The 24854-nt window shown below is 69.3% G+C and carries 16 protein-coding genes; 4 read left to right on the top strand and 12 right to left on the bottom strand.

Annotated elements, in window-relative coordinates:
- The first annotated feature begins 448 nt into the window (after positions 1 to 448).
- On the top strand, positions 449 to 1837 hold the full coding sequence (pdxR, locus tag INP57_RS05985) for a MocR-like pyridoxine biosynthesis transcription factor PdxR (RefSeq protein ID WP_307849929.1): 1389 nt from the start codon (positions 449 to 451) through the stop codon (positions 1835 to 1837).
- A gap of 116 nt (positions 1838 to 1953) precedes the next feature.
- Positions 1954 to 2391, top strand: coding sequence for a DUF6319 family protein (locus INP57_RS05980; protein WP_200069023.1), 438 nt, complete (start codon positions 1954 to 1956; stop codon positions 2389 to 2391).
- Positions 2392 to 2456: 65 nt separating this feature from the next.
- Here the strand turns inward: INP57_RS05980 and INP57_RS05975 are convergent, their stop codons facing one another.
- Positions 2457 to 3392: an NADP-dependent oxidoreductase gene (locus INP57_RS05975; RefSeq protein WP_200069022.1), complete on the bottom strand. Its 936-nt coding sequence runs from the start codon at positions 3390 to 3392 to the stop codon at positions 2457 to 2459.
- 99 nt (positions 3393 to 3491) lie between these two features.
- Here INP57_RS05975 and INP57_RS05970 point away from each other — a divergent pair, with 99 nt between their 5' ends.
- Entirely contained in the window at positions 3492 to 3806 is a 315-nt protein-coding gene (locus tag INP57_RS05970; protein WP_200069021.1) for a hypothetical protein, read from the top strand.
- 122 nt (positions 3807 to 3928) lie between these two features.
- Here the strand turns inward: INP57_RS05970 and INP57_RS05965 are convergent, their stop codons facing one another.
- Positions 3929 to 7840, bottom strand: coding sequence for a DNA-directed RNA polymerase subunit beta' (locus INP57_RS05965; RefSeq protein WP_200069020.1), 3912 nt, complete (start codon positions 7838 to 7840; stop codon positions 3929 to 3931).
- A 111-nt stretch (positions 7841 to 7951) separates the two neighbouring features.
- Positions 7952 to 11434: a DNA-directed RNA polymerase subunit beta gene (gene rpoB, locus INP57_RS05960; protein WP_200069019.1), complete on the bottom strand. Its 3483-nt coding sequence runs from the start codon at positions 11432 to 11434 to the stop codon at positions 7952 to 7954.
- 744 nt (positions 11435 to 12178) lie between these two features.
- Between rpoB and INP57_RS05955 the strand changes: the two genes are divergently transcribed.
- Positions 12179 to 15307 carry a CHAT domain-containing protein gene (locus INP57_RS05955; protein WP_200069018.1) on the top strand — a complete coding sequence of 1043 codons (3129 nt, stop codon included), beginning with the start codon at positions 12179 to 12181 and terminating at the stop codon, positions 15305 to 15307.
- A 49-nt stretch (positions 15308 to 15356) separates the two neighbouring features.
- Here the strand turns inward: INP57_RS05955 and INP57_RS05950 are convergent, their stop codons facing one another.
- The 9 genes from INP57_RS05950 to INP57_RS05910 are packed head-to-tail and all read right to left on the bottom strand — an operon-like array spanning position 15357 to position 24849.
- Positions 15357 to 16481, bottom strand: coding sequence for a hypothetical protein (locus INP57_RS05950; RefSeq protein WP_200069017.1), 1125 nt, complete (start codon positions 16479 to 16481; stop codon positions 15357 to 15359).
- 47 nt (positions 16482 to 16528) lie between these two features.
- Positions 16529 to 17077, bottom strand: a complete 549-nt coding sequence (locus tag INP57_RS05945; RefSeq protein WP_233626959.1) for an Rv1363c family protein — start codon at positions 17075 to 17077, stop codon at positions 16529 to 16531.
- A 32-nt stretch (positions 17078 to 17109) separates the two neighbouring features.
- Positions 17110 to 18216, bottom strand: coding sequence for an MCE family protein (locus tag INP57_RS05940; RefSeq protein ID WP_200069016.1), 1107 nt, complete (start codon positions 18214 to 18216; stop codon positions 17110 to 17112).
- Positions 18216 to 19421 carry an MCE family protein gene (locus tag INP57_RS05935; RefSeq protein ID WP_374220916.1) on the bottom strand — a complete coding sequence of 402 codons (1206 nt, stop codon included), beginning with the start codon at positions 19419 to 19421 and terminating at the stop codon, positions 18216 to 18218. The genes INP57_RS05940 and INP57_RS05935 overlap by 1 nt, the downstream gene beginning before the upstream one ends.
- Positions 19418 to 20641: an MCE family protein gene (locus tag INP57_RS05930; protein ID WP_233626957.1), complete on the bottom strand. Its 1224-nt coding sequence runs from the start codon at positions 20639 to 20641 to the stop codon at positions 19418 to 19420. Before INP57_RS05930 ends, INP57_RS05935 begins: the two co-directional genes overlap by 4 nt.
- Positions 20638 to 21618, bottom strand: a complete 981-nt coding sequence (locus INP57_RS05925; RefSeq protein WP_200069015.1) for an MCE family protein — start codon at positions 21616 to 21618, stop codon at positions 20638 to 20640. The genes INP57_RS05930 and INP57_RS05925 overlap by 4 nt, the downstream gene beginning before the upstream one ends.
- Positions 21615 to 22640 carry an MCE family protein gene (locus INP57_RS05920; protein WP_200069014.1) on the bottom strand — a complete coding sequence of 342 codons (1026 nt, stop codon included), beginning with the start codon at positions 22638 to 22640 and terminating at the stop codon, positions 21615 to 21617. The genes INP57_RS05925 and INP57_RS05920 overlap by 4 nt, the downstream gene beginning before the upstream one ends.
- Positions 22637 to 24013 (bottom strand): MCE family protein, encoded by a 1377-nt coding sequence (locus INP57_RS05915; RefSeq protein ID WP_200069013.1) that lies wholly within the window; start codon positions 24011 to 24013, stop codon positions 22637 to 22639. Before INP57_RS05915 ends, INP57_RS05920 begins: the two co-directional genes overlap by 4 nt.
- Entirely contained in the window at positions 24010 to 24849 is an 840-nt protein-coding gene (locus tag INP57_RS05910; protein WP_200069012.1) for an MlaE family ABC transporter permease, read from the bottom strand. Before INP57_RS05910 ends, INP57_RS05915 begins: the two co-directional genes overlap by 4 nt.
- Between the last annotated feature and the right edge of the window lie 5 nt (positions 24850 to 24854).

The following is a 24854-nucleotide window of genomic DNA, read 5'->3' as shown; positions in this document are numbered from 1 at the left end:
GCGGAGCCGTTCCGATCCCGAGACCTTCATCCACATGTTGCCGCACGGGCACGACGATCTGGGCGGCTCCCCCGGTGGATCGACGATCGAATTGCCCCGCTCCGGCGAACGCCGGAGGACACGAGGCGTCCGCCGGCCGAGCGAGATCTTGCTCACCGATCCAGGTGGTTCGCGCACCGAGCCGGGCCGCGGAAGACGCCGGAGCTGAGCCGGGCAGGGCCTTGCTGCCCAGCGTGGATGCCGCTTCCGACGCTCTGCGCGGCGATCCGAATCAGCGCTCGCCCGGCGCAGCCCACGGCGCGCACGACCGAGCTGCCGCGTCCCGGTTCCGAATCACCGGAACGGTTGATCGACAACGGGCCCGGCGTCCGGCGCCGCTGTCCCTCAGCTGTCGCACCACGCACCGATCAGCAGGAGTCGGCGGCGCGGTCCGTTAAAGTCCGATCCCGTGACCGACCCACGGCCCGGATCCGCCGGGCTGGACCTGCACCTGGACTGGTCCGGGCGTCCGGACAGCAGCGGTCTCGCCGAAGCGCTGCGCACGGCGATCCGGGACGGGCGGCTGGCGGCTGGGACGCGGGTGCCGTCGACCCGGGCGCTCGCCCGAGACCTCGGCGTCGCCCGCGGCACGGTGACCCGCGCGTACACCCAGCTCACCGCGGAGGGTTTCCTGCTGTCCCGGCAGGGCGCCCCCACGACCGTCGCGGAACGGCTCCGCACCGGCGAGAGCTCCGCACCGCCCGCGCGTCCCGCACCGCACCCGCCGCGCTGGGATTTCCGGCCGGGCCGGCCGGATCTGAGCTCCTTCCCGCGCAAGGACTGGCTCAGCGCGCACCGCCGGATCGTGCGCAACATGCCTGCCGGGGACCTCGACTACGGCGACCCGCAAGGACCACTGGAACTGCGCGAAGTGCTCGCCGACTACCTGCGGCGTTCCAGGGCGGTGGACACCGCGCCTGATCGGTTGATCGTCTGCAACGGCTACAGCGAAGCGTTGTCGCTGCTCAGCAGGGCCCTGCTGGCGCAGGGAACCGGCTCGGTGGACTTCGAGGACCCCTCGCTGCCGCAGTTCCGGGACATCGCCGCGAGCGCGGGGATGCGGGTGCGCGGTGTTCCCGTGGACGACCAGGGCATCGAAGTGCAGCGGCTGCGCAGTCCGGTCACCGTGGTCACTCCCGCGCACCAGTACCCGCTGGGGGTGACCATGCGGGCGCAGCGCCGCTCGGCGCTGATCCGCGCGGCGCGCTCGGCGGGAGGTCTCATCGTCGAGGACGACTACGACGGCGAATTCCGGTTCGACCGCCGACCGGTCGGATCGCTGCAGGGGATGGCGCCCGATGTGGTGATCTACGCGGGCACGGCGAGCAAGAGCCTCGCCCCGGCGCTGCGAATAGCGTGGCTCGCATTGCCCGCACGCCTCGTGGAACCGGTGCGGGCGATGAAGCTGCCCGGTGGGCACGGCTTCGATCAGCTCGCCTTGGCCGAGATGCTGCGATCCGGTGCGTACGACCAGCACGTCCGGCGATCGCGCAACACCTACCGCTCGCGGCGCGAACAGCTCTTGCGCGCGCTGGACGGTCTTCGCGCCCGGCACCGGCTCTACCCCGCGGGGATCTCGGCCGGGCTGCACCTGACCCTGAGACTTGATCCGGACGGCCCCGGCGAACGTGAAATCCTGACCCGCGCCCGCGCACGCGCCGTTGAACTCGAAGCTCTCGGGCCGCACTGGGTGAACGCGCAGTCCCGGCCGCCCGGCGTCGTCATCGGCTACGCGGCACCTGCGGAGCACGCCTTTCGGCCAGGGCTCGCCGCGCTGCTCGACGCACTTGACCCATGACAGCCGGTTCCCGTGGTCCGTCCCGATAAAGTGCGGTCTCGCGAGCGACCGCGGGACACCACAGGGGAACTGGTGTTCTACTCTATGCCGCAGGTTCGTGAGATCGAGGAGGAACTTTGGACGCGGAAGCAGATCAGGGCACCAGCGAAGGAACCGAGCAAGCCGCGGCGCCGGAATCGGGCCAGACCCCGGCCGCGGGCACCGACGAAGGCACGGGTGCAGCCGCCGCGGCGGAGTCCGCGCCGAAGAAGCCGAAGCCCCGCAAGCAGAGTTCGGCCAAGAAGACCCGCACCGTCGAGCTCACCCTCACCGTGACCGGCACCGCCGAAGGCGAATGGCAGGCCGAGCTGCTGCACTCCGGCAAGCGGGTCGTGCAGGGCCTGCCGATCCCGGCCGCCGCCGTGTCCAAGGCCGCGGCGGAACTGCACGAGGACATCTCGGAAGCCATCGAGGGGGTAATCAGCGCCGCGCGGGAACAGCACGAAGCGAAGCTGGCCGAACTCGAAGCCGAGGTCGAACGGGTCCGCAAGGCCCTTTCCGACCTGGAGGGCTGAGCCCCGCAGCGACGCAGCCGACAGGTGGTGGCGGCGCGCACGCCACCACCCGGCGGCCCGGCGGCTCAGAACATCAACACCATCCGCCCCCGCGCACCGCCGGCCTCCAAGGCGCGGTGCGCCTCCGGCGCCTGGTCCGCGGAGAAGGTCTGGGCCACCCGCAAGCTGAGCACACCTTCCTCGACCTGCGCGCGCAGCCGGTCCAGCTTCTCCTTCTCCAGCTGATAATCGCGCACTGACACCGGGTGGTACGTGATCCCGCGCTCGCCCTCAGCGGAGAAGAACCGCACGGTCGCCACCCGGCCTCCGTCGCGAACCGCGGGAAGCACGAGTTCGTTGTGCACGGCACCATCCGCCACGGCGTGCACGCCCTCCGGTTCGACCTCGCGGAGCCGTTTCGCCACGTCGTCGCCGCGCTCGACGATGACGTCCGCGCCCAGCGACCGGACCAGCTCGCGATCCTTGTCGGCCGCGTCCGCGATCACCTTCAGCCCGTCGGCCTTCGCCAGCTGCACGACGTGGCCACCGAACGCGCCTGCCGCGCCGGTCACCGCGAGCGTCTGACCCGGTTGCAGTTCCAGCAGGTCGAGGGCTTGCCGGGCGGTGAGCGCGTTCATCGGCAGACTCGCGGCGGCGACGTCGTCCGCGCCTGCGGGAACCCGCACGACCGACCGCTCGGGCAGCACCAGGCTTTCCGAATAGCCACCGTGCGCTCCATCGGGCACCACGATCGCCATCACGTGCTCGCCGACCGCCAGATCGGAGACCTCGGACCCGACCTCGTCCAGCACCCCGGCCACGTCCATCCCGGGCACGTACGGGGGCGGATTCGTGCGCAGGCGTTCGGCATAGGCACCGCTGCGCAGGACCGTGTCGGTGGGGTTCACCGCGGCGGCTCGAACGTCGATCCGCACTTCGCCGGGCCCGGCATGCCGCTCGGGGATCTGGAATTCCCGCAGCACATCGGGACCGCCGAACTCAGAGACACCTATCGCTCGCATACGGCGTACAACCCGATCTCCGCGGGCGGCTATTCCGCGGCCGGACACCACCCGCACGTGTAATGGCGAACGGATGTTCGATGCTGGATGATCGAACACATGAACGCCAAAACGAAGCCGCTCGACTGCGGCCCGCACCTCAGCGCCGTGCCCGCCGATTGCGCCGGGCCGGAGGAGCTGGACCTCGACCCGCCGGCCCAGGAACAGCAACCGTCCCAGCAGCTGTCGGAGTGCTCGGACGGTTCGCTGGTAGACGCGATCCGGCAGTGCGAGGCGATCCGCTACCGCGCGCTGTCCGATCAGCTCGCCTTGATCACCGAGGCGCAGCGCCGCGGGCTGTGCCTGACCCCCGGGCCGCGCCCGGCGGACCGCCACGCCGCGGCGGGCACGGATGCGGAGGACCCGCCGACATGATCACCAACGCACGACACCGACGGCAGTCCGGAACACGGCAGCCGGAAAAGCGGAAGGCCCCCGCCCGAGAACGGGCGAGGGCCTTCCGAAAGCAGATCCGCGGCCGCGGATCGCGGACTTCGTTACCGGTAGTCGCGGCCGAAGTCGTAGTCGTCCAGCGGCACCGCAGCACCGGTGCCCGCACCGAACACGTCCGGGGTGTAGTAGCCGTCGTCGTAGGACGGGATCGCGTAGGCCGCGGCCCGTGCCTCCTCGGTCGGCTGCACCTGGATGTTGCGGTAGCGGTTGATGCCGGTACCGGCCGGGATCAACTTACCGATGATCACGTTCTCCTTGAGGCCGACCAGCTTGTCGCTGGCGCCCTCAATGGCGGCGTTCGTGAGGATGCGGGTCGTCTCCTGGAAGGAGGCCGCCGACAGCCAGGACTCGGTCGCCAGCGACGCCTTGGTGATGCCCATCAGCACCGGACGGCCGGAGGCCGGGTCGCCGCCCTCGGCCACCACGCGGCGGTTCTCGCCCTCGAACTGCGCGCGCTCCACCGGGGAGCCGGGCAGGAACTCGGTCGCACCGGAGTCGATGATGATGACCCGGCGCAGCATCTGGCGGACGATCACCTCGACGTGCTTGTCGTGGATGCCCACACCCTGCGAGCGGTACACCTCCTGGACCTCGCGGACCAGGTGCAGCTGCGCCTCCCGCGGGCCCATCACGCGCAGCACCTCGTGCGGGTCGACGGCGCCTTCCAGCAGCTGCTGGCCGACGTCGACGTGGTCCCCGTCGGAGATCTGCCGCTCGGTGCCGTCCACCGAGATCACCGCGAGCCGCTGCCGCTTGGACAGCTTGTCGTAGACGATCTCGTCGCTGCCGTCGTCCGGAATGATCGTGATCTTCCAGTACCGGTCGTTGTCCTCCATCCGGATCCGGCCGGGGGCGTCCGCGATCGGCGCCTTGCCCTTCGGGATCCGGGCCTCGAACAACTCGGTGACGCGCGGCAGACCGGTGGTGATGTCGTCACCGGCGACACCGCCCTGGTGGAAGGTACGCATCGTGAGCTGCGTGCCGGGCTCACCGATGGACTGGGCGGCGACGATGCCGACGGCCTCGCCGACGTCCACCAACTTGCCGGTGGCCATCGAGCGGCCGTAGCAGACCGCGCAGACCCCGTTACCGGACTCGCAGGTCAGCACGCTGCGGACCTTGGCCTTGGTGACCTTGGCGGCGAGCAGCTTCTCGATCGCCGGGTCGCCCAGGTCCGAACCGCGGGTGAGCACGATGTTGCCGTCGGCGTCGGTGACGTCGTCGGCCGTGGTGCGGGCGTACACGCTGGTCTCCGCGTGCGCGTCCCGCAGCACCGTGCCGTCCGGCAGCACCTCGGCGATCGGCATCCGGATGCCGCGCTCGGTACCGCAGTCGGCCTCCCGGACGATCACGTCCTGCGAGACGTCCACCAAGCGCCGGGTCAGGTAACCGGAGTCGGCGGTGCGCAGCGCGGTGTCGGCCAGACCCTTGCGGGCACCGTGGTTGGAGATGAAGTACTCCAGCACGGACAGGCCCTCGCGGTAGTTCGCCTTGATCGGACGCGGGATGTACTCGCCCTTCGGGTTCGACACCAGCCCGCGCATCCCGGCGAGCTGCACGACCTGGGTCATGTTCCCCGCCGCCCCGGACTTCACGATCATGCTGATCGAGTTGTCGTCCGGGAAGTTCTTCTCCATGGCGTCGGCGACCTCGTCCTTGGCCTCCGTCCACACCCGGACCAGTTCGGCGTTGCGCTCCTGGTAGGACAGCGCACCGCGGCGGTAGCGCTTCTCCACCTGGTCGGCGCGCTGCTCGTAGGAGTCCAGGATCTCGCCCTTGGTCTCCGGAACCACCACGTCGGAGATCGACACGGTCACGCCCGAACGGGTCGCCCAGAAGAACCCGGCGTCCTTGAGCTTGTCCAGCGTCTGGGCGACGGTGACCATCGGGTACCGCTCGGCCAGGTCGTTGACGATCGCCGCCTGCCGCTTCTTCGGCAGCAGGTCGTTGACGAACGCGTAGTCCTCCGGCAGCAGCTCGTTGAAGAACACCCGGCCCAAGGTGGTCTCGGCCAGCCAGGGCTTGCCCGGCTCCCAGTCCTCGGGGGTGGCCTCCTTGGCCGGGACCACGTCGCGCAGCCGGATCCGGATCTTCGCCTGCAGCGAGAGACCGCCGCGGTCGTAGGCCATGATCGCCTCGCCGACCGACGAGTACGACTGGCCTTCGCCCTCGGCACCGTCGACCTGCCGCGTCAGGTGGTACAGGCCGGTGACCATGTCCAGCCGGGGCATCGCCAGCGGCCTGCCGGACGCGGGCGAGAGGATGTTGTTGCTGGACAGCATCAGCACCCGGGCCTCGGCCTGCGCCTCGGCGGACAACGGCAGGTGCACCGCCATCTGGTCACCGTCGAAGTCGGCGTTGAACGCCTCGCAGACCAGCGGGTGCAGCTGGATCGCCTTGCCCTCCACCAGCTGCGGCTCGAACGCCTGGATGCCCAGGCGGTGCAGCGTGGGAGCACGGTTGAGCAGCACCGGGTGCTCGGCGATGACCTCTTCCAGCACGTCCCACACCTGCGGGCGCTGGCGTTCCACCATCCGCTTCGCGGACTTGATGTTCTGCGCGTGGTTGAGGTCGACCAGCCGCTTCATCACGAACGGCTTGAACAGCTCGACCGCCATCTCCTTCGGCAGCCCGCACTGGTGCAGCTTGAGCTGCGGGCCGACGACGATGACGGAACGGCCCGAGTAGTCCACGCGCTTGCCGAGCAGGTTCTGCCGGAATCGGCCCTGCTTGCCCTTGAGCAGGTCGGACAACGACTTCAGCGGCCGGTTGCCGGGACCGGTTACCGGACGCCCGCGACGGCCGTTGTCGAACAGCGCGTCCACGGACTCCTGCAACATCCGCTTCTCGTTGTTCACGATGATCTCGGGTGCACCGAGGTCGATCAGCCGCTTGAGGCGGTTGTTCCGGTTGATCACCCGGCGGTAGAGGTCGTTGAGGTCGGAGGTCGCGAACCGGCCACCGTCGAGCTGCACCATCGGGCGCAGGTCCGGCGGTATCACCGGGACGCAGTTGAGCACCATGCCGCCGGGGTTGTTCCCGGTGGTCTGGAACGCCGCGACGACCTTGAGCCGCTTCAGCGCGCGCAGCTTCTTCTGGCCCTTGCCGGAGCGGATGGTCTCGCGCAGCGACTCGGCCTCGGCGTCGATGTCGAAGTCCTGCAGCAGCGCCTGGATGGCCTCGGCGCCCATGCCACCGGTGAAGTACTCGCCGTAGCGGTCGTAGAGCTCGCGGTAGAGCAGCTCGTCCGAGATCAGTTGCCGGGGCTCCAGCTTGGTGAAGGTCTCCCAGATCTCGTCGAGCTTGTCGATGTCGCGCTGGGCCCGGTCGCGCAGCTGGCGCATCTCGCGCTCGCCGCCTTCCTTGACCTTGCGCCGCACATCGCTCTTGGCGCCCTCGTTCTCGAGCTCGGCCACGTCGGATTCCAGCTTCTGGGCCCGGGCCTCCAGGTCCGCGTCCCGCTGGTCCGCGATCCGCTTGCGCTCGACCTGCATCTCGTTCTCGAGCGTGGACAGGTCGTTGTGCCGCATCTCGGTGTTCACCGAGGTGACCACGTAGGCGGCGAAGTAGATGATCTTCTCGAGATCCTTCGGCGCCAGGTCGAGCAGGTAACCGAGCCGACTCGGCACGCCCTTGAAGTACCAGATGTGCGTCACCGAGGCAGCGAGCTCGATGTGCCCCATCCGCTCGCGGCGGACCTTGGCCCGGGTCACCTCGACGCCGCAGCGCTCACAGATGATGCCCTTGAACCGGACCCGCTTGTACTTGCCGCAGTAGCATTCCCAGTCACGGGTCGGGCCGAAGATCTTTTCGCAGAACAGCCCGTCCTTCTCCGGCTTCAGGGTGCGGTAGTTGATCGTCTCGGGCTTCTTGACCTCGCCGAACGACCACTGGCGGATGTCGTCGGCCGTGGCGAGGCCGATGCGGAGTTCATCGAAGAAGTTGACGTCCAGCACGTCGGGTCTTCTCCCTTTGTCGAAAGGTCCGGCCGGCTACCGGCCGGGAATGCCAGGTCAGGTCCGTGGCCGGTCCGCGGGCGGGCACGCGCCCGCGGACCGGCGGCGAGGTCACTGAACGACGTCGTCCACCGACGGCGACTCGTTGCGGGACAGGTTGATGCCGAGGTTGGCCGCGGCACGCTCCAGGTCCTCGTCGTCGCCATCGCGCATCTCGATCGCCGCACCGTCCGTGGAGAGCACCTCGACGTTCAGGCACAGCGACTGGAGCTCCTTGAGCAGCACCTTGAACGACTCCGGAATACCCGGGTCCGGGATGTTCTCGCCCTTGACGACGGCCTCGTACACCTTCACGCGGCCGATCACGTCGTCCGACTTGATCGTCAGCAGCTCCTGCAAGGTGTAGGCGGCGCCGTACGCCTGCATCGCCCAGCACTCCATCTCACCGAAGCGCTGGCCACCGAACTGCGCCTTACCACCCAGCGGCTGCTGCGTGATCATCGAGTACGGGCCGGTGGAGCGGGCGTGGATCTTGTCGTCCACCAGGTGCGACAGCTTCAGGATGTACATGTACCCGAGAGCCACCGAGTAGGGGTACGGCTCCCCGCTGCGCCCGTCGAACAGCTGCGCCTTGCCGTCCTCCTTGACCATGCGCTCGCCGTCGCGGTTCGGCTTGGTGGAGGCCAGCAGGCCGGTGATCTCCTCCTCGCGGGCACCGTCGAACACCGGGCTCGCGGTGTTCGTACCCGCGTCGACCTCGTAGAGATCGGCGGGCAGCCGCTTCGCCCAGTCCGGATCCCCGTCGATGGACCAGCCCTGCGAGGCGATCCACCCGAGGTGGGTCTCGAGCACCTGCCCGATGTTCATCCGTCGCGGCACGCCGTGCGTGTTCAGGATGATGTCGACCGGGGTGCCGTCCTCGGTGAACGGCATGTCCTCGACCGGCAGGATCTTGCCGATGACGCCCTTGTTGCCGTGCCGGCCCGCGAGCTTGTCACCGTCCTGGATCTTGCGCTTCTGCGCGACGTAGACCCGCACGAGCTCGTTGACCCCGGGCGGCAGCTCGTCGTCCTCGTCCCGGTTGAACACCCGGACGCCGATGACCTTGCCGGTCTCGCCGTGCGGCACCTTCAGCGAGGTGTCCCGGACCTCGCGGGCCTTCTCACCGAAGATCGCCCGCAGCAGCCGCTCCTCCGGCGTCAGCTCGGTCTCACCCTTCGGGGTCACCTTGCCGACCAGGATGTCGCCGCCCTGCACCTCGGCGCCGATCCGGATGATGCCGCGCTCGTCGAGGTCGGCCAGCACGTCCTCGGAGACGTTCGGGATGTCCCGGGTGATCTCCTCGGCACCGAGCTTGGTGTCCCGGGCGTCGACCTCGTGCTCCTCGATGTGGATCGAGGTCATCACGTCGTCCTGCACCAGTCGCTGGGACAGGATGATCGCGTCCTCGTAGTTGTGCCCCTCCCACGGCATGATGGCCACGCGCAGGTTCTTGCCCAGCGCCATCTCGCCGTTCTCGGTGCACGGCCCGTCCGCGAGGACCTGCCCGGCCTCGACCCGGTCGCCCTCGTTGACGATCGGCTTCTGGTTGGTGCAGGTGCCGTGGTTCGAGCGGTTGAACTTCTGCAGCCGGTAGGTGTGCCGGGTGCCGTCGTCGGCCATCACCGTCACGTAGTCGGCGCACAGCTCCTCGATGACGCCGGCCTTGTCGGCCACCACGACGTCGCCGGCGTCGACCGCACCGCGCAGCTCCATGCCGGTACCCACCAGCGGAGCCTCGCTGCGCAGCAGCGGGACCGCCTGCCGCTGCATGTTCGCGCCCATCAGAGCGCGGTTGGCGTCGTCGTGCTCCAGGAACGGGATCATCGCGGTCGCGGCGGAGACCATCTGCCGCGGCGAGACGTCCATGTAGTCGATCTCGGTCGGCGCCAGCAGCTCGACCTCGCCGCCCTTCCGGCGGCCAAGGACGCGCTCCTCGAGGAAGTTGCCGTCCTCGTCGATCGGCGTGTTCGCCTGCGCCTTGACGTGGCGGTCCTCTTCGTCCGCGGTCAGGTAGTCGATCTGGTCGGTGGCCTGACCGTCGATGACCTTGCGGTACGGCGTCTCGATGAACCCGAACGGATTGACCCGGGCGAACGTGGCGAGCGAGCCGATCAGGCCGATGTTCGGGCCTTCCGGCGTCTCGATCGGGCACATCCGGCCGTAGTGCGACGGGTGCACGTCGCGGACCTCCATGCCCGCGCGTTCCCGGGACAGACCGCCCGGCCCGAGCGCGGAGAGTCGGCGCTTGTGCGTCAGGCCCGCGATCGGGTTGGTCTGGTCCATGAACTGGGAGAGCTGCGAGGTGCCGAAGAACTCCCGGATCGCCGCCACCACCGGGCGGATGTTGATCAGGGTCTGCGGCGTGATCGCCTCGACGTCCTGGGTGGTCATCCGCTCCCGGACGACCCGCTCCATGCGGGACAGGCCGACCCGGACCTGGTTCTGGATCAACTCACCGACGGTGCGCAGGCGGCGGTTGCCGAAGTGGTCGATGTCGTCGACCTCGACCGGGACCTCGAGCTCGCCCTCGCCCATCGAGGTCTCGGCCGCGTGCAGCCGCACCAGGTACTCGATGGTGGTGACGATGTCGTCCTCGGTGAGCACGCCGGACTCGAAGGGCAGCTCCAGGCCGAGCTTCTTGTTGACCTTGTACCGGCCGACCCGGGCCAAGTCGTAGCGCTTCTCCTTGAAGAACAGGTTCTCCAGCAGGGTCTGCGCGCTCTCCTTGGTCGGCGGCTCGCCGGGGCGCAGCTTGCGGTAGATGTCCAGCAGGGCCTCGTCCTGCCCTGCGGTGTGGTCCTTCTCCAGGGTCGCCAGCAGCGTCTCGGAGAAGCCGAACCGCTCGCGGATCGCCTCCGCGGACCAGCCCAGCGCCTTGAGCAGCACGGTGACCGGCTGGCGGCGCTTGCGGTCGATGCGGACGCCGACGGTGTCGCGCTTGTCGACGTCGAACTCCAGCCACGCACCGCGGCTGGGGATGATCTTGACGCTGTAGACGTCCTTGTCGGTGCTCTTGTCGACCGACTGGTCGAAGTAGACACCCGGGGACCGGACGAGCTGGGACACGACGACCCGCTCGGTTCCGTTGATGATGAAGGTGCCCTTGTCCGTCATGACCGGGAAGTCACCCATGAACACCGTCTGGCTCTTGATCTCGCCAGTGGTGTGGTTGGTGAACTCCGCGGTGACGAACAGCGGGGCCGCGTAGGTCATGTCCTTGTCTTTGCACTCATCGACCGTGGCTTTGACCTCGTCGAAGCGCGGGTCGGTGAACGACAGGGACATCGAGCCGGAGAAGTCCTCGATCGGGGAGATCTCGCTGAGGATCTCTTCCAGACCACCGACGGGGTTGTCCTCGCCGGCGTCGACCCGGCGCTGGAACCAGGTCTCGTCGCCGACGAGCCATTCGAAGGACTGGACCTGCAGATCGAGCAGATCAGGCACTTCCAACGGTTCGCGGATGTTCGCGAAAGAGACCCGCTTGGGTGCCCCAGGGATCCCCGACGTGTAGTTGGAAGCTGCAGAGACCTTGGTCGCGCGGGAGACTGCCAAGATGCGTCCTTCCGGGACTCTGAACTGGCTACAGCCGCGTCAGAAGGCGTTGGCGACCAGCTAACACGACTGTCAAGGGTGCAATGGCGCCCACGATCCTACGTCCCGGTTCGGGGCGGGCGGAAAGAGGGCAGCGCAAAGTAGCAGTCTAGATGCTACGACGCCACCTGTCGAGGGGCTCGCTGACGAACGTCCCGAAAGTCGTCAGCTCCAGCCGCACCCCGCGAGGCCCTGCCCGTGTTGCTGACCAGAGTGAACCCGCCGCCGCCGACAGTCAAGAGATCACGCTGCGATCACCCTCGTGGCGCAGGACACGATCACGGGCAGTGCCTGCCGATCAAGCACTTTTAGCTGCTCAACGTGCCAAAGGCGGCGCTGAAGAAGATCCATCCGGGGTTCTCCGACGAGCCCGCGAACCGTCGGCGACGGCTGTTCCACGCGCGATCGCGGAGGCGTTCGACCGGGAACCTCGACGGCTTACCTATGCTCTGGGCGCGTTGCCGCTGCTGTAGGGCATCTCACCCGCCGGCCTCCTGGGGAACCGGCAGGTCAGCGGTGGACGCCTGGCCAGCGGGCTTGTGACCTCGGGGGAGGCCTGCCGAGCACGCGGCGCCCGCGCCTCGCGCCCGGCAAGGTTCCGCGTCGTGCACGGTCTACTCGGCGGCGGTCAACGCCGGTAGCGTGAAACGCCCCGCCACGCCGCGACGCTGTTAGTCGTGTGAGCACGCCACAGGAGAATCGCCGATGAATGACGATGCGGGCCGGCCGGAGGGCGACTCCGGCGGGCAGCAGCGTTCCAATGGAGGCAATGCGCGCGCCGCGGCGGGGTCCACATGGTTCGCCGGCGAGCAGGAGCAGCCGTCCGCTCCGCAGGCGCGGCCCAGCCTGGAACAGCGCTACGCCGACGCGATCGCCGCGATGAACCGGATCATCTCGACGTTGGAGTTCGACGATCTGCCGTGGGTGACCGAGGTCTTCCGCACCACCGCGGGAGTGCTCGACGAGCGGGACCCGGCGCGCGCCGGTGTGCTGAACAACCTGGGCAGCGCATCCCAGCTGGCCCACTTGAACAGCAAGCAGCTCGGGGATCTGGAAGACGCGGTCGGCTACTACCGCGACGCCTCGACCAGCGCGCAGGCCGACGACCCGGATCTGGTGCTGTACCTGTGCAACCTCGCCCTGGCGCTGACCGACCTGGCCACGAGGGGCGCAGCGGCGCAGCCCGCCGAGGAGGCGGTGCGGGCGGCTCGGGAAGCGGTCGAGCAGACGCCACGCCGAGATCCGAGGCGCGTGATGGCGCTGGTCCGGCTGGCCAATTCGCTTAAGGCGCACGCGCGACTGGCCGATGACGCGTCCTCCGACGACGCCTCGATCGGCGCCTTCCGGGACGCGGCCCGCGCCGCCTCCAGCAGCGGCGGTTCCGACCCGTCCGAGCTGCGGATCAACCTGGGAGCCGCGTTGATGCGCAGGCACCAGCGCACCGGGTCCCCGCAGGACCTGGAAGAGGGGATCTCGCACCTGCGCGGCGGCGCGGACGGGCTCGCCGATGGAGAGCCCCGGCGCAACGCCCTGTGCCACCTGGCCAGCGCGCTGCGACTGCGCTTCGAGCAGGCCGGGGACCTGGGCGACCTGGAATCGGGGATCAGCGAGTTGATCGGAGTGCTGGGCGTGCTCGGCGCCGGGCATCCGCTGACCGGGCGGGTACTGGTCCTGCTCGCCGAATCGACGGTCGAGCACGTGGACAGCACCGGCGAGCCGGGGCCGTTGCGGCGGACGTTGCGCACCTACGCCTCCAGCGCCCGCGGGATGGCCGCCGACGACGCTCGCCGGGCGTTGGCGTTCGCCGGCTACGGGGCCTTGCTGCGCAGGCATTTCCAGCACGGCGGCGAGACCGACTCGCTGGACACGGCCGTCACCGCCGGGGAGGTCTCGGCGCAGGAGGCCGCGGGAGCCGACCGGCGGGCGGTGCTGAACTCGCTGGCGACGACGCTGCTGACCCGGTACGGCAACAACGGCGATGAGCAGGATCTGCGGCGTGCCGAGGAGGTCTGCGAACAGGCGGTCGCGGCCGGGCAGGATTCGCCGCACATCGCGTGGACGCAGCTCGGCGTGATCGCAGGGCACCGGTTCCGCCGCAGCACCCGCACCACGGACATGGAATCCGCGGTCGACTGGTTCGACCGCGCGCTGCAAGCGATGTCGCCGTACGCGCCGGAGCGTGCCTACGTGGCTACGCAGCTCGGACGCGCGCTGCGATCGCTGCACCAGCGCACCGGCAGGCGCCGGTACTACCGGTGGGCGCGCAGGGTGCTGTCCGAAGCGGCCGGGCAGCAGACGGCGCCTGCCGATCAGCGGCTGCGCGCGGCGAGCCTGGCCGGGCGGCTCGCGGCAGGGGCGCAACGCTGGTCCGAGGCGCTGGAGTCCTTCAGCGCCTCAGTGGAACTGCTGCCGCTGGTGGTGCGGGGTAAGCGCGCCGTGGCTTCTCCGGCCGTGCAGCAGCATTGGGCGCTGATCGCCGCGGACGCGGCCGCCTGCGCCGTGGAGAACGGCGAACCGGAACGCGCGGTCGAGCTGCTGGAGCACGGTCGCAGCGCGCTGATGTCGGACTTCCTGCCCGCCGAGGGCGAGCTGGGCAGGCTGCACCGGGACCACCCCGAACTCGCGGACGAAGCGGTGCGGCTGCGCAGGCTGCTGGACCGGCCTCCGGGCGAGCCCGCGCTGGCCGATCCGGAAGACGGCACGGGCCTGCGCAGCAGGCTGGTGCACGCCTGGGAGGACATGCTGCGCGAGGTGCGCTCGGATTCGGCGCACGCCGAGCACCTGCGGGTCCGGTCGTTCGCCGAGCTCTCCGGCGGCGAGGAGGGCTCGGTGGAGGGTTCGGTGGTGCTGGTCAACCTGAGCCGGTACCGCTCGGACGCGCTGATCTTGTTCGCCGGCCGGGTGGTGATCGTGCCGCTGCCGGGCGCCGGCCCGGACTCGGCGCGGGAGCAGGCGCGCGCCGCGCTGGCCGCCACCGAGCGGCGTGACCAGTCGGCGATGGTGGAGGCGCTGGATTGGCTGTGGCACAACATCAGCCGCCCCACCCTGGACCGGATGGGCTACGTGGGGACGCCCGAGGAAGGCCAGCGCTGGCCGCGCGTGTGGTGGTGCGTGATCGGCGCCCTCGGATATCTGCCGTTGCACGCGGCCACCGCGAAGGACGGCCCGAGCGCGCTGGACCGCGTGGTGTCGTCCTACATCCCGTCGCTGGGAGTGCTGGAGGACACGCGGCAACGGCCGCTGCCGGAGAACGGGGCGGCGTTGGTCGCCGCGAGCTCCAACGGCCGGGTGTCCCGCGAGTTGCCGCCGCAGAACCAAGTGCTGGCCCAGTACTGGCCGAACGCCGAGATCGTCTCACCCGAGACGGCGGCGCCGGACGAATTGCTGCGCATCCTCCCCGGCTACGCCTGGCTGCACGTGTGCGAACCGAGCGTGCAGTACCCGGGGCAGCCCGCTGCGGGCCGCCTCGTCGAACGGGAGGCGCCGCAGCGCCCGGTCGGGCTGGTCGACCTCGGCCAGGTGGGGCTGCAACACGCCGAGTTCGGTTTCCTGGGCAACTGCTCGACGTTCGTGGACAACCCCTCGGCCGCCGCGCTGCCGCTTGCCACGGCGCTCGGGTTCGCCGGGTTCGCGCATGTCATCGGCACCCTGTGGGAGGTCGACGAGGACAGCGCGCTGCGTGTGCACACCGAGGTCTACGACGACGTCTTCGGTTCGGGTGAGCACGACACCGCCCGCTCGGCGCACGCGTTGCACGGTGCGGCCCGCCGGCTGCGCGCCGCGCACCCGGACTCACCGGCCCGCTGGGCGGCGCACCTGCACGTCGGTCCGTGAGGTGCGGCCGCCGGGCCGTCCCCGCGGGCGGTGCCCGCGGGGACGCTGATCACTTCTGCGAGATGTGGGTGATCTTCCACTGGTCGCCGTGCTTCTTCGCGTTGAACACGACCTGCGCCGGACCGACCTGGTTCTGGCCGTTGTCCGTGCGGGTGGCGTTCTGGTCGACGAACAGCAGCACCTCCGCGCGGTCGCCTTCCAGCCGCAGCACGCTGCTGGCCTTGACGGTCGTGGTGACCACGAGCTTTTGCGCGGGAGCCTGCTGCTTGACGGTGGAGAACAGCTGGTTGTACTCGTTGATCGCGTCGCCCTCGAGGAGGTTCTTCGCCGCCTGCTCGGCCTTGCCGGTATCGGCGAAGTCGTAGGAGAAGATCTTCGCCGCGGCATCGCTGAGCTGCCCGTTGACCTCGCTGGTCGCAGCTTCGTCGACGAGTGCTTCATTGGCGGTGGCGGCGCTGCTGCGGTACGTCTCGACGCCGAACCAGACGGCCAGGCACGCCAGCACGAACGCCGCGACGAATCCAGCCGCGATCAGGGGGATAGCGGGCCGGTTCGGTCCGGCCTGCACGCGCTGCTGATCGGACTGCTCCGTGGTCTGCGCGTCAGCTCGCCAGACCGACGTGGACCCCGATGCGGCGGATCGGGATGCCGCGGATTCAGCAGTCGCGGATTCGGTACTCGCGGACTGGGACTGCTCGGACTGCGACTCCCCGGACTGGGACGGGGCGGACTGGTCGGTCCCGGATCGGGACGCGACGGCCGAGTCTTCGGATCGGACGTCGCTCGCGGTGGTCGCAGCGGCTGCCGAGCTCCGGTCGTCCGCAGTTTCGTCGCTGTTCTCGTCCGACGCGTCCTGCGACGACTCGGTCCCGGAACTCTCCGGCGTCGTCTGGACCGCATCCGCGGCGGCATCAGCCGAGTCGGCGGCCGCATCTTCCCGGCTTCGGTCGCGCGAGGCCGCCGAGTCCTCGCCGGCCGGTTCGGCCCCGGCCTCCGCACCCGGCGCGGTATCCACGGCTTCGACGGCGCCGTCGGCCTGCTCCTCCTGCTCGGGCGGGCCGCCGGGCCGGCTGAGGCCGACCCGGGACGACCGGTTCGACTTCGTTTCCGGTCGGTTGCGCTGCCCCGCGACGCGCTTGCGCGAGGTCGCTCTGGGACGGCGGGATTCGGGCACGGGAACCACTCCTCGAACGAACGGGTCAGCAGGTCTCGGGCGCGGCGTCAGCCGACGGGCACCGGACCGAGCACGCTGAGCTTCCACTCCTGGCCTTCGCGGGTGAGCTCGGCCTGGTAGCGGCTGCGCTTCTCGGTCGGCGGCTGGCCGTCCGGGGTCACGGTCACCTTCACGACCGCGATCATGCGGGCCTTGCCGGCGCGCTCGTTGAGCTCGGTCAGACCTGCGGAGAGCACCTCGGCGTTGGTGACGGTCTTGGCCTGGGTGATCCGCTCGGCGTTGGCCTGCCGCCCCTTCACGACCTCTTCGTGCAGCGGGCCGGTGGAGGACTGCGCCCACCGGTCCAGTCCGCGCTGCACGTCGTGGTAGTCGAGGGTGTTGAAGTTGATGACCGCCTGGGTGCCCGCCTGCAACGCCTCGTCGCGCGCGGTGGCGTAGCCGGCGGCGCCGCCACCGGCGGCCAACGCCCAGGAGACCCCGAAGAACAGCGCCGCGGCGGCCGCGACGACCACCGAGATCAGCGAGGCCATGGCCGGTAACCGCGTCCGCTCGGAGCTGCCGCGATCGGTCTCGACGGCCGTCTCGTTCTCGGACATCTGCTCACCTCGTTTCCCGGTCGGCCGGTCTGTCACTGGCCTGGGGCATTCTGCGCGCCGCGTACGTTGATCGGACTACCTGGTGGCTCCGCACAGTGTGCATCAGTGTTCAGCGGCATCGGAGCCAGGTCATTTCCGGCACGTTTCTCGGTCGACTCGTAACCCTTCGTGCAAGGCATCGGGTCGAAGACGTTCAGCGCCAACCCGAAGTGGGCGGTGCCGTCGCCGGGCACCACGCTGTAACCACCGGCGGAGACCATCGGATAGGTCACCATCAGCTGCTCGATGCCGTCGTTGTGCTGCGCCAGCAGCTCGGTGGTGCTGGTGAGGTTGCCGATCAACGTCCCCAGCTGCGGCCCCGTCTCCCGCAGCAGCCCGCTCACCTGCTGCGCGGCCGGTGGCGCCCGCTTGATCAGCTTGCGCAGGTCCGGATCGGAATCGCGCAGCTGCTCGGACAGCGCGCGCAGGTCGGAGCTGTAGGACCGGATCGCCGAGCCCTTGTCGTTCTGCGTCGCCAGCACGTCGGTGCCGTCCGCGAGCAGCTGCCGGGTCTGCGGCAGGTGCTGCTGGGCCTCGGTGGTGAACTCCCGCGTGGTGTCCAGCACGGTCTGCAGGTTGCCGCCGTTGTCCCGGAACGCCGTGCCGAGCTCGCCGACCACGGTCCGCAGCGAGTCCTCCGGAACCGACTTGGCGAACTGGTCCAGGTTCGTCATCAGGTCTTCGACGGGCAGCGGAGTGCTGGTGGACGAGCGCTTGATGACCGATCCGTCCTTCAGGTACGGCCCGCGATCGCGCTTCGGGCGCAGGTCCACGTACTGCTCGCCGACCGCGGAGCGCTGCGCGACCACGGCATCCACGTCGGCCGGAATGCGCGAGAAGCTCTTCTCGATGTCCAGCGGCACCTGCACGCCGTCCGCGGTCAGCTGCATCTCGCCGACTCGCCCGACCGGCACCCCGCGGTAGGTGACCTCCGCGTTCTTGAAGATCCCGCCGGAGTCGGCCAGCTGCATGGTCACCTCGTACCCGCGCGACCAGAACAGCCTGTCCAGCTCGGCGTAGCGGAAGCCCGCGTAGCCGACGCCGACCAGCGCGATGGCCACGAACGCGGCGATCTGCACGCGCATCTTGCGGCTGAGCATCAGTCACCTCCGAACAGGAAGCCGAGCAGGCCGCCGTTGTCGGACTTGCCCGGTTCCGGCGCCTTCGAGGTCTCCGGCGACTCCTTGCCCGGTTTGGCCGAGTCCGGTCGCGGTAGCAGGCCACCGGGTTGCTGCTCCGGCAGCGGCAACGGCAGCTTCGGCGGCTGGATCAGCGGCTGCCGGGAGCGTCCGATGTTGCCGAGGATGTTGGTGAGGTTGAGGTCGGCGTCGATGTAGAGGTTCGTGTAGTCGCCCTTGATGCCCTCGACCGCCTTGTCGGTGAACGGGTAGGTCAGCAGGATCTCGAAGGACTTCGGCAGGTTGTCGCCCGCCGCTTCCAGCTGGGTCAGCGTCGGCTGCAGCTGCTGCAGGTTGTGCACCATGTCCGCACGGCTCTGATCGACCACGTTGGTGGCCACCCCGGAGAGCTTGTCCAGCGACTGCAGCATCGTGACCAGCTGCCCGCGCTGCTCGTTGAGCACCCGCAGTCCGGGCTCGAGATCGCGCAGCGCGGTGTCGATGTTGCCGCGCTGGTTGTTCAAGCTGGCCGAGAGCCGGTTGACGCTGTCCAGCGCGCGGGTGATGTCGTCGCGCTGCGCGTCCAGCCCGCCGACCAGCTGGTCCAGGTTGTTCAGCAGCGAACGGGCATCGCCTTCGCGGCCTTGCAGCGCCGTGTTTAGTTCCTTGGTGATGTTCTGCAGCTGGGCCACGCCGCCGCCGTTGAGCAGCAGCGACAGCGCGCCGAGGACTTCTTCGACCTCGGGGTTGCGGTTGGTGCGGTCCAGGCCGATCACGTCGCCGTTGATGAGCTTGCCGCGCGGTTGCTCGGGTGCGGGCGGATCGGCCAGCTCGACGTACTTCTCACCGAGCAGGCTGGATTGGCGCAGCCGCGCGATGGCGTTGCCCGGCAGCTTGACGTCCCGGTTGACCTGCAGCGTCGCCTCGGCGTCCCAGGAACCGTCGGCGAGCCCGATCGCGCTGACCCGGCCGACCGGCACGTCGTTGACCCGCACCGCCGCGTTGGGCACCAGGTCGAGCACGTCCCGGAAGCGCACCTTGACCTGCAAGGGCTTGTCGCCGACGTCGGCGCCGCCGGGCAGCGGCAGCTGCGAGACGCCGGTGAACCCGCAGCCGGTCAGCAGCACCAGCGCGGCGACGGCCAGGCCGAGCAGTTTGCCCGCGCGCCCGCGGTTGAGCGTGATCACTGGCCACCTCCGGTGACGAGCGGTGCCCCGGCCGAACCGAGCGGCATCGCCGGCCCGCCGGATGCCCCGCCGCTCTGCGCGGGCGGATTGCCCTGCGCCTGGGACAGCAGATCGGCGATGCTGGAGACCGGCAGCAGCCCGTCCAGCACCGGCTGGATCGCCTTGCAGGCGTCGAGCACGTTGCCGGGCAGTTCGACCGGGGTACCGCCGGTGGGCTGGCGGACGAGCTTGCACACCGAGACCAGCGGCGGCTGGTTCAGCTCGTTGATCACCGCGCGGGTGTCCAGCGTCCCGGACGCGGCGTTGTAGGAGTTCTGCAGGTTGCCCAGCGCCAGCGGCGCGTCGGTCAGCGACTCGGCCAGCGCCGACTTCTGGTCGACCAGCACCTTGGCCACCGAGTTGAGCTGGTCCACATTGGACTTCAGGTTCTCCCGGTTGTCCCGGACGAAGCTCTCCACCTTGCCCAGCGCCACGGCGAGTTCGGCCATCGAGGCGCCGAGGTCCTCGCGCTCGCCGGCCAGCAGCGAGCTGACCTCCTGCATCTGGTCGTTGAACCGGCGCACCTGCTGGTCGTTGGCCGAGAGCATCCCGGTGAACTTCTGCAGGTTGTCCACCGTGGCGAACAGGTCCTTGCTGCTGCCGGAGAGCGTGGTGCCTGCCTGCCCCAGGTGCTGCAACGTGTCGGCGAGCGCCTGTCCGTTGCCGTCCAGGTTGGCCGCGCCGGTGTTGAGCAGATCGGTCAGCGCGCCGTTCTTGTTCGCTCCCTGCGGGCCGAGCGCGTGGGTGAGGTCGTTGAGGCTGCGGTAGACCTCGTCCAGCTCGACCGGCGTGGCGGTGCGCTCCTTCGGGATCACCGCGCCGTCGCGCAGCTGCGGCCCTCCCTTGTAGACGGGCGCCAGCTGCACGTACCGGTCGCTGACCACGCTCGGCGAAACCGCGACCGCGCGGGCTTCGGCGGGCACGTTCACGTCCCGGTCCAGCGACATGGTCACGCGCACCGTGCGGCCCTGCGGGACCACTTCGTCGACGGTGCCCATCGGCACGCCGAGCATCCGCACGTCCCCGCCGGGGTAGATGCCGACGGCCGCGGTGAAGTAGGCGGTGACGCGCTTGTCGTTGCCGGAGAACATCCACCACACGCCAGCGGTGGCCAGCAGCACCACCGCGCAGCCGATGGCCAGCAGGCGGGTGATCGGGAATTTCGCGGACCGGGTGCTCATGGCTTGCAGCCCTCCGGGTTGATCGGGCCGACGGCGGGCGGCAGCAGCCCGCAGATGTAGGTGTCGAACCAGCGACCGGTGCCGAGCACGTTGGAGAACAACCTGGTGAACGGTCCGAAGGCGGCGATGCTGCGGTTCAGGTTGTCCTGGTTGCGCTCCAGCATCGCGGTGACCTTGTCGAGCTGCTGCAGCGTGGGGCCGAGCTGCGCCTGGTTGTCGTCGACGAGTCCGCTCAGCTGCACCGACAACGCGCGGGTGCCGTCCAGCAGCGAGCTGATCTGCTCCCGCCGGTCGCGGATCTCCTCCAGCAGCAGGTTCCCGTCCTTGAGCAGCTTCTCGAACTCGGCGTTGCGGTCGGCGACCGTCTTGGACACGTTCGAGGTGTTCTCCAGCAGCTGCTTGAGCTGCTGGTCGCGGGAGGCGATCGTCTGCGAGAGCGCGGAGAGCCCGTTCAGCGCGCCCCGCACGTCACCCGGGGTGTTCGCGAAGGTGTCGGACATGACGCGGAAGCTCTGCGCGAGCTGATCGGAGTCGATCGAACCGACGGTGCGCTGCAACCCGCTGAACGCCTCGATGACGTCGTAGGGCGCCATCGTCCGGGACATCGGAATCGGGTCCGAACTGGACTGCTCGGCATCGCCGCGCGGGTCCAGCGCGAGGTACTTCTGCCCGAGCAGCGTCTTGATCTTGATGGCGGCGGTGGTGTTGTTGCCCACCCAGGAGTCGGTGACCCGGAACTTCACCGCCACGTGGTCGCCTTCCAGCTCCACCGAGCTGACCGTGCCGACCTTCACCCCGGCGACCCGGACCTCGTTGTCGGTCTTCAACCCGGCGGCTTCGCTGAAGTTCGCCTGGTACGTGGTGCCGCTGATCAGCGGCAACCGCTCGAAGTTCATCGCGAGGACGAACCCGAGCACCAGCACCAGCAACCCGGCGATGCCGATCTTGAGCGGGTCGCGTTTCTGGAAAGACGTCATCCTTGGCACCTCGGCTGGGTCGCCGGCAGCAGCGGCAGCGGCAGGTTCACGTCACCGACACCGACATTCCCGGAGACCCCGCACAGGAAGAAGTTGAACCAGGCACCGTGCGAAGCGGTCCGCGAGATCGTGTTCAGCTTGTCCGGCATGTTCTGCAGCACCCGCTCGGTGATGTCCTCGTTGTCGTTGAGGTTCTTGGACAGTTCGCCGAGCTGGTTGATGTCCTCCCGCAGCGGCGGGCGGGCCTCGGAGAGCAGTCCGGCGGTGGTGTTGGTCAGCCCGTCCAGCGCGCCGACCGCGTCCCCGATCGAGTCCCGGTCCGCCGAGAGCCCGGAAACGACCTGCTGCAGCTGCACGATCAGTCCGGACAGCTGCTGGTCGCGGGCGTTGACGGTGCCCAGCACGCCGTTGAGGTTGTTCACGACCTGGCCGATCACCTGGTCCTTCGCCGCGATCGCCGAAGTCAGCGACGAGGTGTGCGACAGCAGGCTCTGCACGGTGCCGCCCTCGCCCTGCAAGACCTGGATGATCTCGTAGGACAGCTGGTTCACGTCCTTCGGCGACAACGCCTGGAACAGCGGCTTGAACCCGCCGAGCAGCGTGGTCAGGTCCAGCGCGGGCTTGGTCTGCGCCAGCGGGATGGTGCCGCCTGCGGGCAAGTGCTGGTTGACCGGGCCGGGGCCCTGCTCCAGCGCGAGGTAGCGCTGACCGACCAGGTTCCGGTACTTGATCGTGGCGGTGACCGACTTCGGCAGCTCGCGCTGGGCGACGCTGAACTTCACCTCGGCCAGCCGCCGGTCGACCACCCGGATGTTCTCGATCTCGCCGACCTTGACCCCGGAGATCCGCACCTCGTCGCCCTCGTTCAGCGCGGTCACGTCGGTGAACCGGGCGGTGTAGGAGTTCGAGGAGCGCAGGTCGTTGTTCGCGATGGTCATGATCAGCAGGCCGGTGGCCAGCACGGTGACCAGCACGAAGATCAGGAATTTGACCAGCGGGCCGGTGATGCCGCGACCGTTCATCGGTAGCTCACCTCCGCTCCGCGCAAGACCGGGCCGACCAGCAGCGATCCCCAGCCGGGAACCTCCTTGGCAGGCACGCCCATCGACGGGGCAAGCACCGTGGAAACCATGTCCCGCTCCATCGGCGAGTTCTGCAGACCGAGTTCACCGCCGGCGGCCCCGGAAGCGGACTGCGGCGACGTGCTCGCGGGCGCGCCGCCTCCTGCGCCACCGCCCGAGCCGGGCAGCAACCCTTGATCGGCCGGGCGGGCGGCGGGCGGCGGCACCGAGCCGTCGTGCAGCGGGCCGTCCGGCGGGTACTGCGGGAACGGGTTCGGGCCGTTGCGGAAGTCGTAGCAGCGCGGCCCGCGCTTGTCCCCGTACTCCGGCTCGTCCTGGTTCGGTTCGTACTTGCCGCGGTTGGGCACGACCTCGAGCGTGATGTGCAGGCCCGGTTCGTCGGTGCCCGCGCCGAAGGCTTGGTTGACCCGCGGGATGAACTCGGCCATGTCCTTGGTGAAGCACGGGTAGGCCGGGGAGTACTTGGACAGCACGTCCAGCGTGGGCCGGGAGGTCTCGCCGAACCGGATCAGGTTCTGGCCGTTGGCTTCGAAGAACTTCGTCGCGTCCCCCGACGTCGTGGTCAGCTGCGAGGTCAGCGTCCGCAGGTTCTGCTGCTGATCCACCAGCGTCCGCGCCGTGGTCGAGAGGTTGCCCAACGCCTGCAGCACGTCCGGCGCCGCCTGCTCGTAGGTCTCCGCGACCCCGACCACCTCGCGCAGGTTCGCCTGCAGATCCGGCAACGACGGATTCAACTCGGACACGTAGGAGTTCAACCGCGAAATCGTGTCGCCGATCGACTGGCCCCGGCCCTCCAGCGCGTGGTTCAGCGAGTTCAGCGTCGTCGCCAGCTCGGCCGGATGGATCGCCTCCAGCACCGGCATCGTGTCCGACAGGACCTGCTCCAGCTCCACCGACGCCCGCGTGCGGTCCTGCGAGATCACATCCCCCGCCTGCAACCGGCCCGCCGGATCCTCGGGCGTGTCCAGGGACACGTACCGCTCACCGAACAACGTCCGCGGCAGCAGCCGCGCCGAAACGTTGGCGGGCAACAACTTCGCCTTGTCCGGCTCCAACTCCAGGTGCACCGCCGAGCCGTTGCGCGTCGGCTCCACTTCGGACACCCGGCCGACGATCATGCCGTGGGTCTTCACGTCCGAGTCCGGCAGCAGCTGGTTCCCGGTCGAAGCCGCCTTCAACACCACGTCCGTGCTGGAGGTGAACGCGCGCTGATACGTCGCCACCGTCAGGGCCAAGAACAGCACGATGCACATCAGCAGTGCTAAGCCCAATAGGCGCCGTCGCGCCGTGAACAGAGCGGTGCGAGTACTCATCCCGTGATCCGAACCGTCGTAGTGGTGCCCCAGATCGCGAGGCTGAGGAAGAAGTCGAGCAGCGCGGTCGTCACGATCGCGGTGCGCACCGCGCGGCCGACCGCGATGCCGACGCCCGCCGGTCCGCCGCTGGCCCGGTAGCCGTAGTAGCAGTGCGTCATGATCACCACGACGCTGAAGACCAGCACCTTGCCGAACGACCACAACACGTCTTCGGGTGGCAAGAACAAGTTGAAGTAGTGGTCGTAGGTGCCCGCGGACTGCCCGTAGAGCATCACCGTCACGGCCCGCGAGGAGATGTACGAGGTCAGCAGGCCCAGCACGTAGAGCGGCACCACCGCGACGAACCCGGCCACCACCCGCGTCGTCACCAGGTACGGCAGGCTCGGCACGCCCATGACCTCGAGCGCGTCGATCTCGTCGGAGATCCGCATCGCGCCGAGCTGCGCGGTGAACCCGGAACCGACCGTGGCCGACAGCGCCAGACCGGCCACCAGCGGCGCGATCTCGCGGGTGTTGAAGTACGCCGAGATGAACCCGGCGAACGCCGAGGTGCCCAGCTGGTTCAGCGCCGCGTAGCCCTGCAGCCCGACGACGGTGCCGGTGAACAGCGTCATGCCGATCATCACGCCGACCGTGCCGCCGATGACCGCCAGCGCCCCGCTGCCGAAGCTGACCTCGGTCAGCAGCCGCAGGGTTTCCTTGATGTAGCGGGTGAGCGCCTTCGGCACCCAGGCCAGCGTCCGCAGGTAGAACGACATCTGGTCGCCCAGGTCGTCCAGCGTCTCCAGCGGTCGCCGGAACACGCGCTTCGCGCGCTGCGAGATCGTCGTCATGACCC

This window comes from Saccharopolyspora galaxeae, from assembly GCF_016526145.1.
In the GTDB taxonomy this organism is placed as follows: Bacteria; Actinomycetota; Actinomycetes; order Mycobacteriales; family Pseudonocardiaceae; genus Saccharopolyspora_C; species Saccharopolyspora_C galaxeae.
Note: the sequence above shows the minus strand (reverse complement) of the source record. Positions and strands in the feature narration are given on the sequence as shown.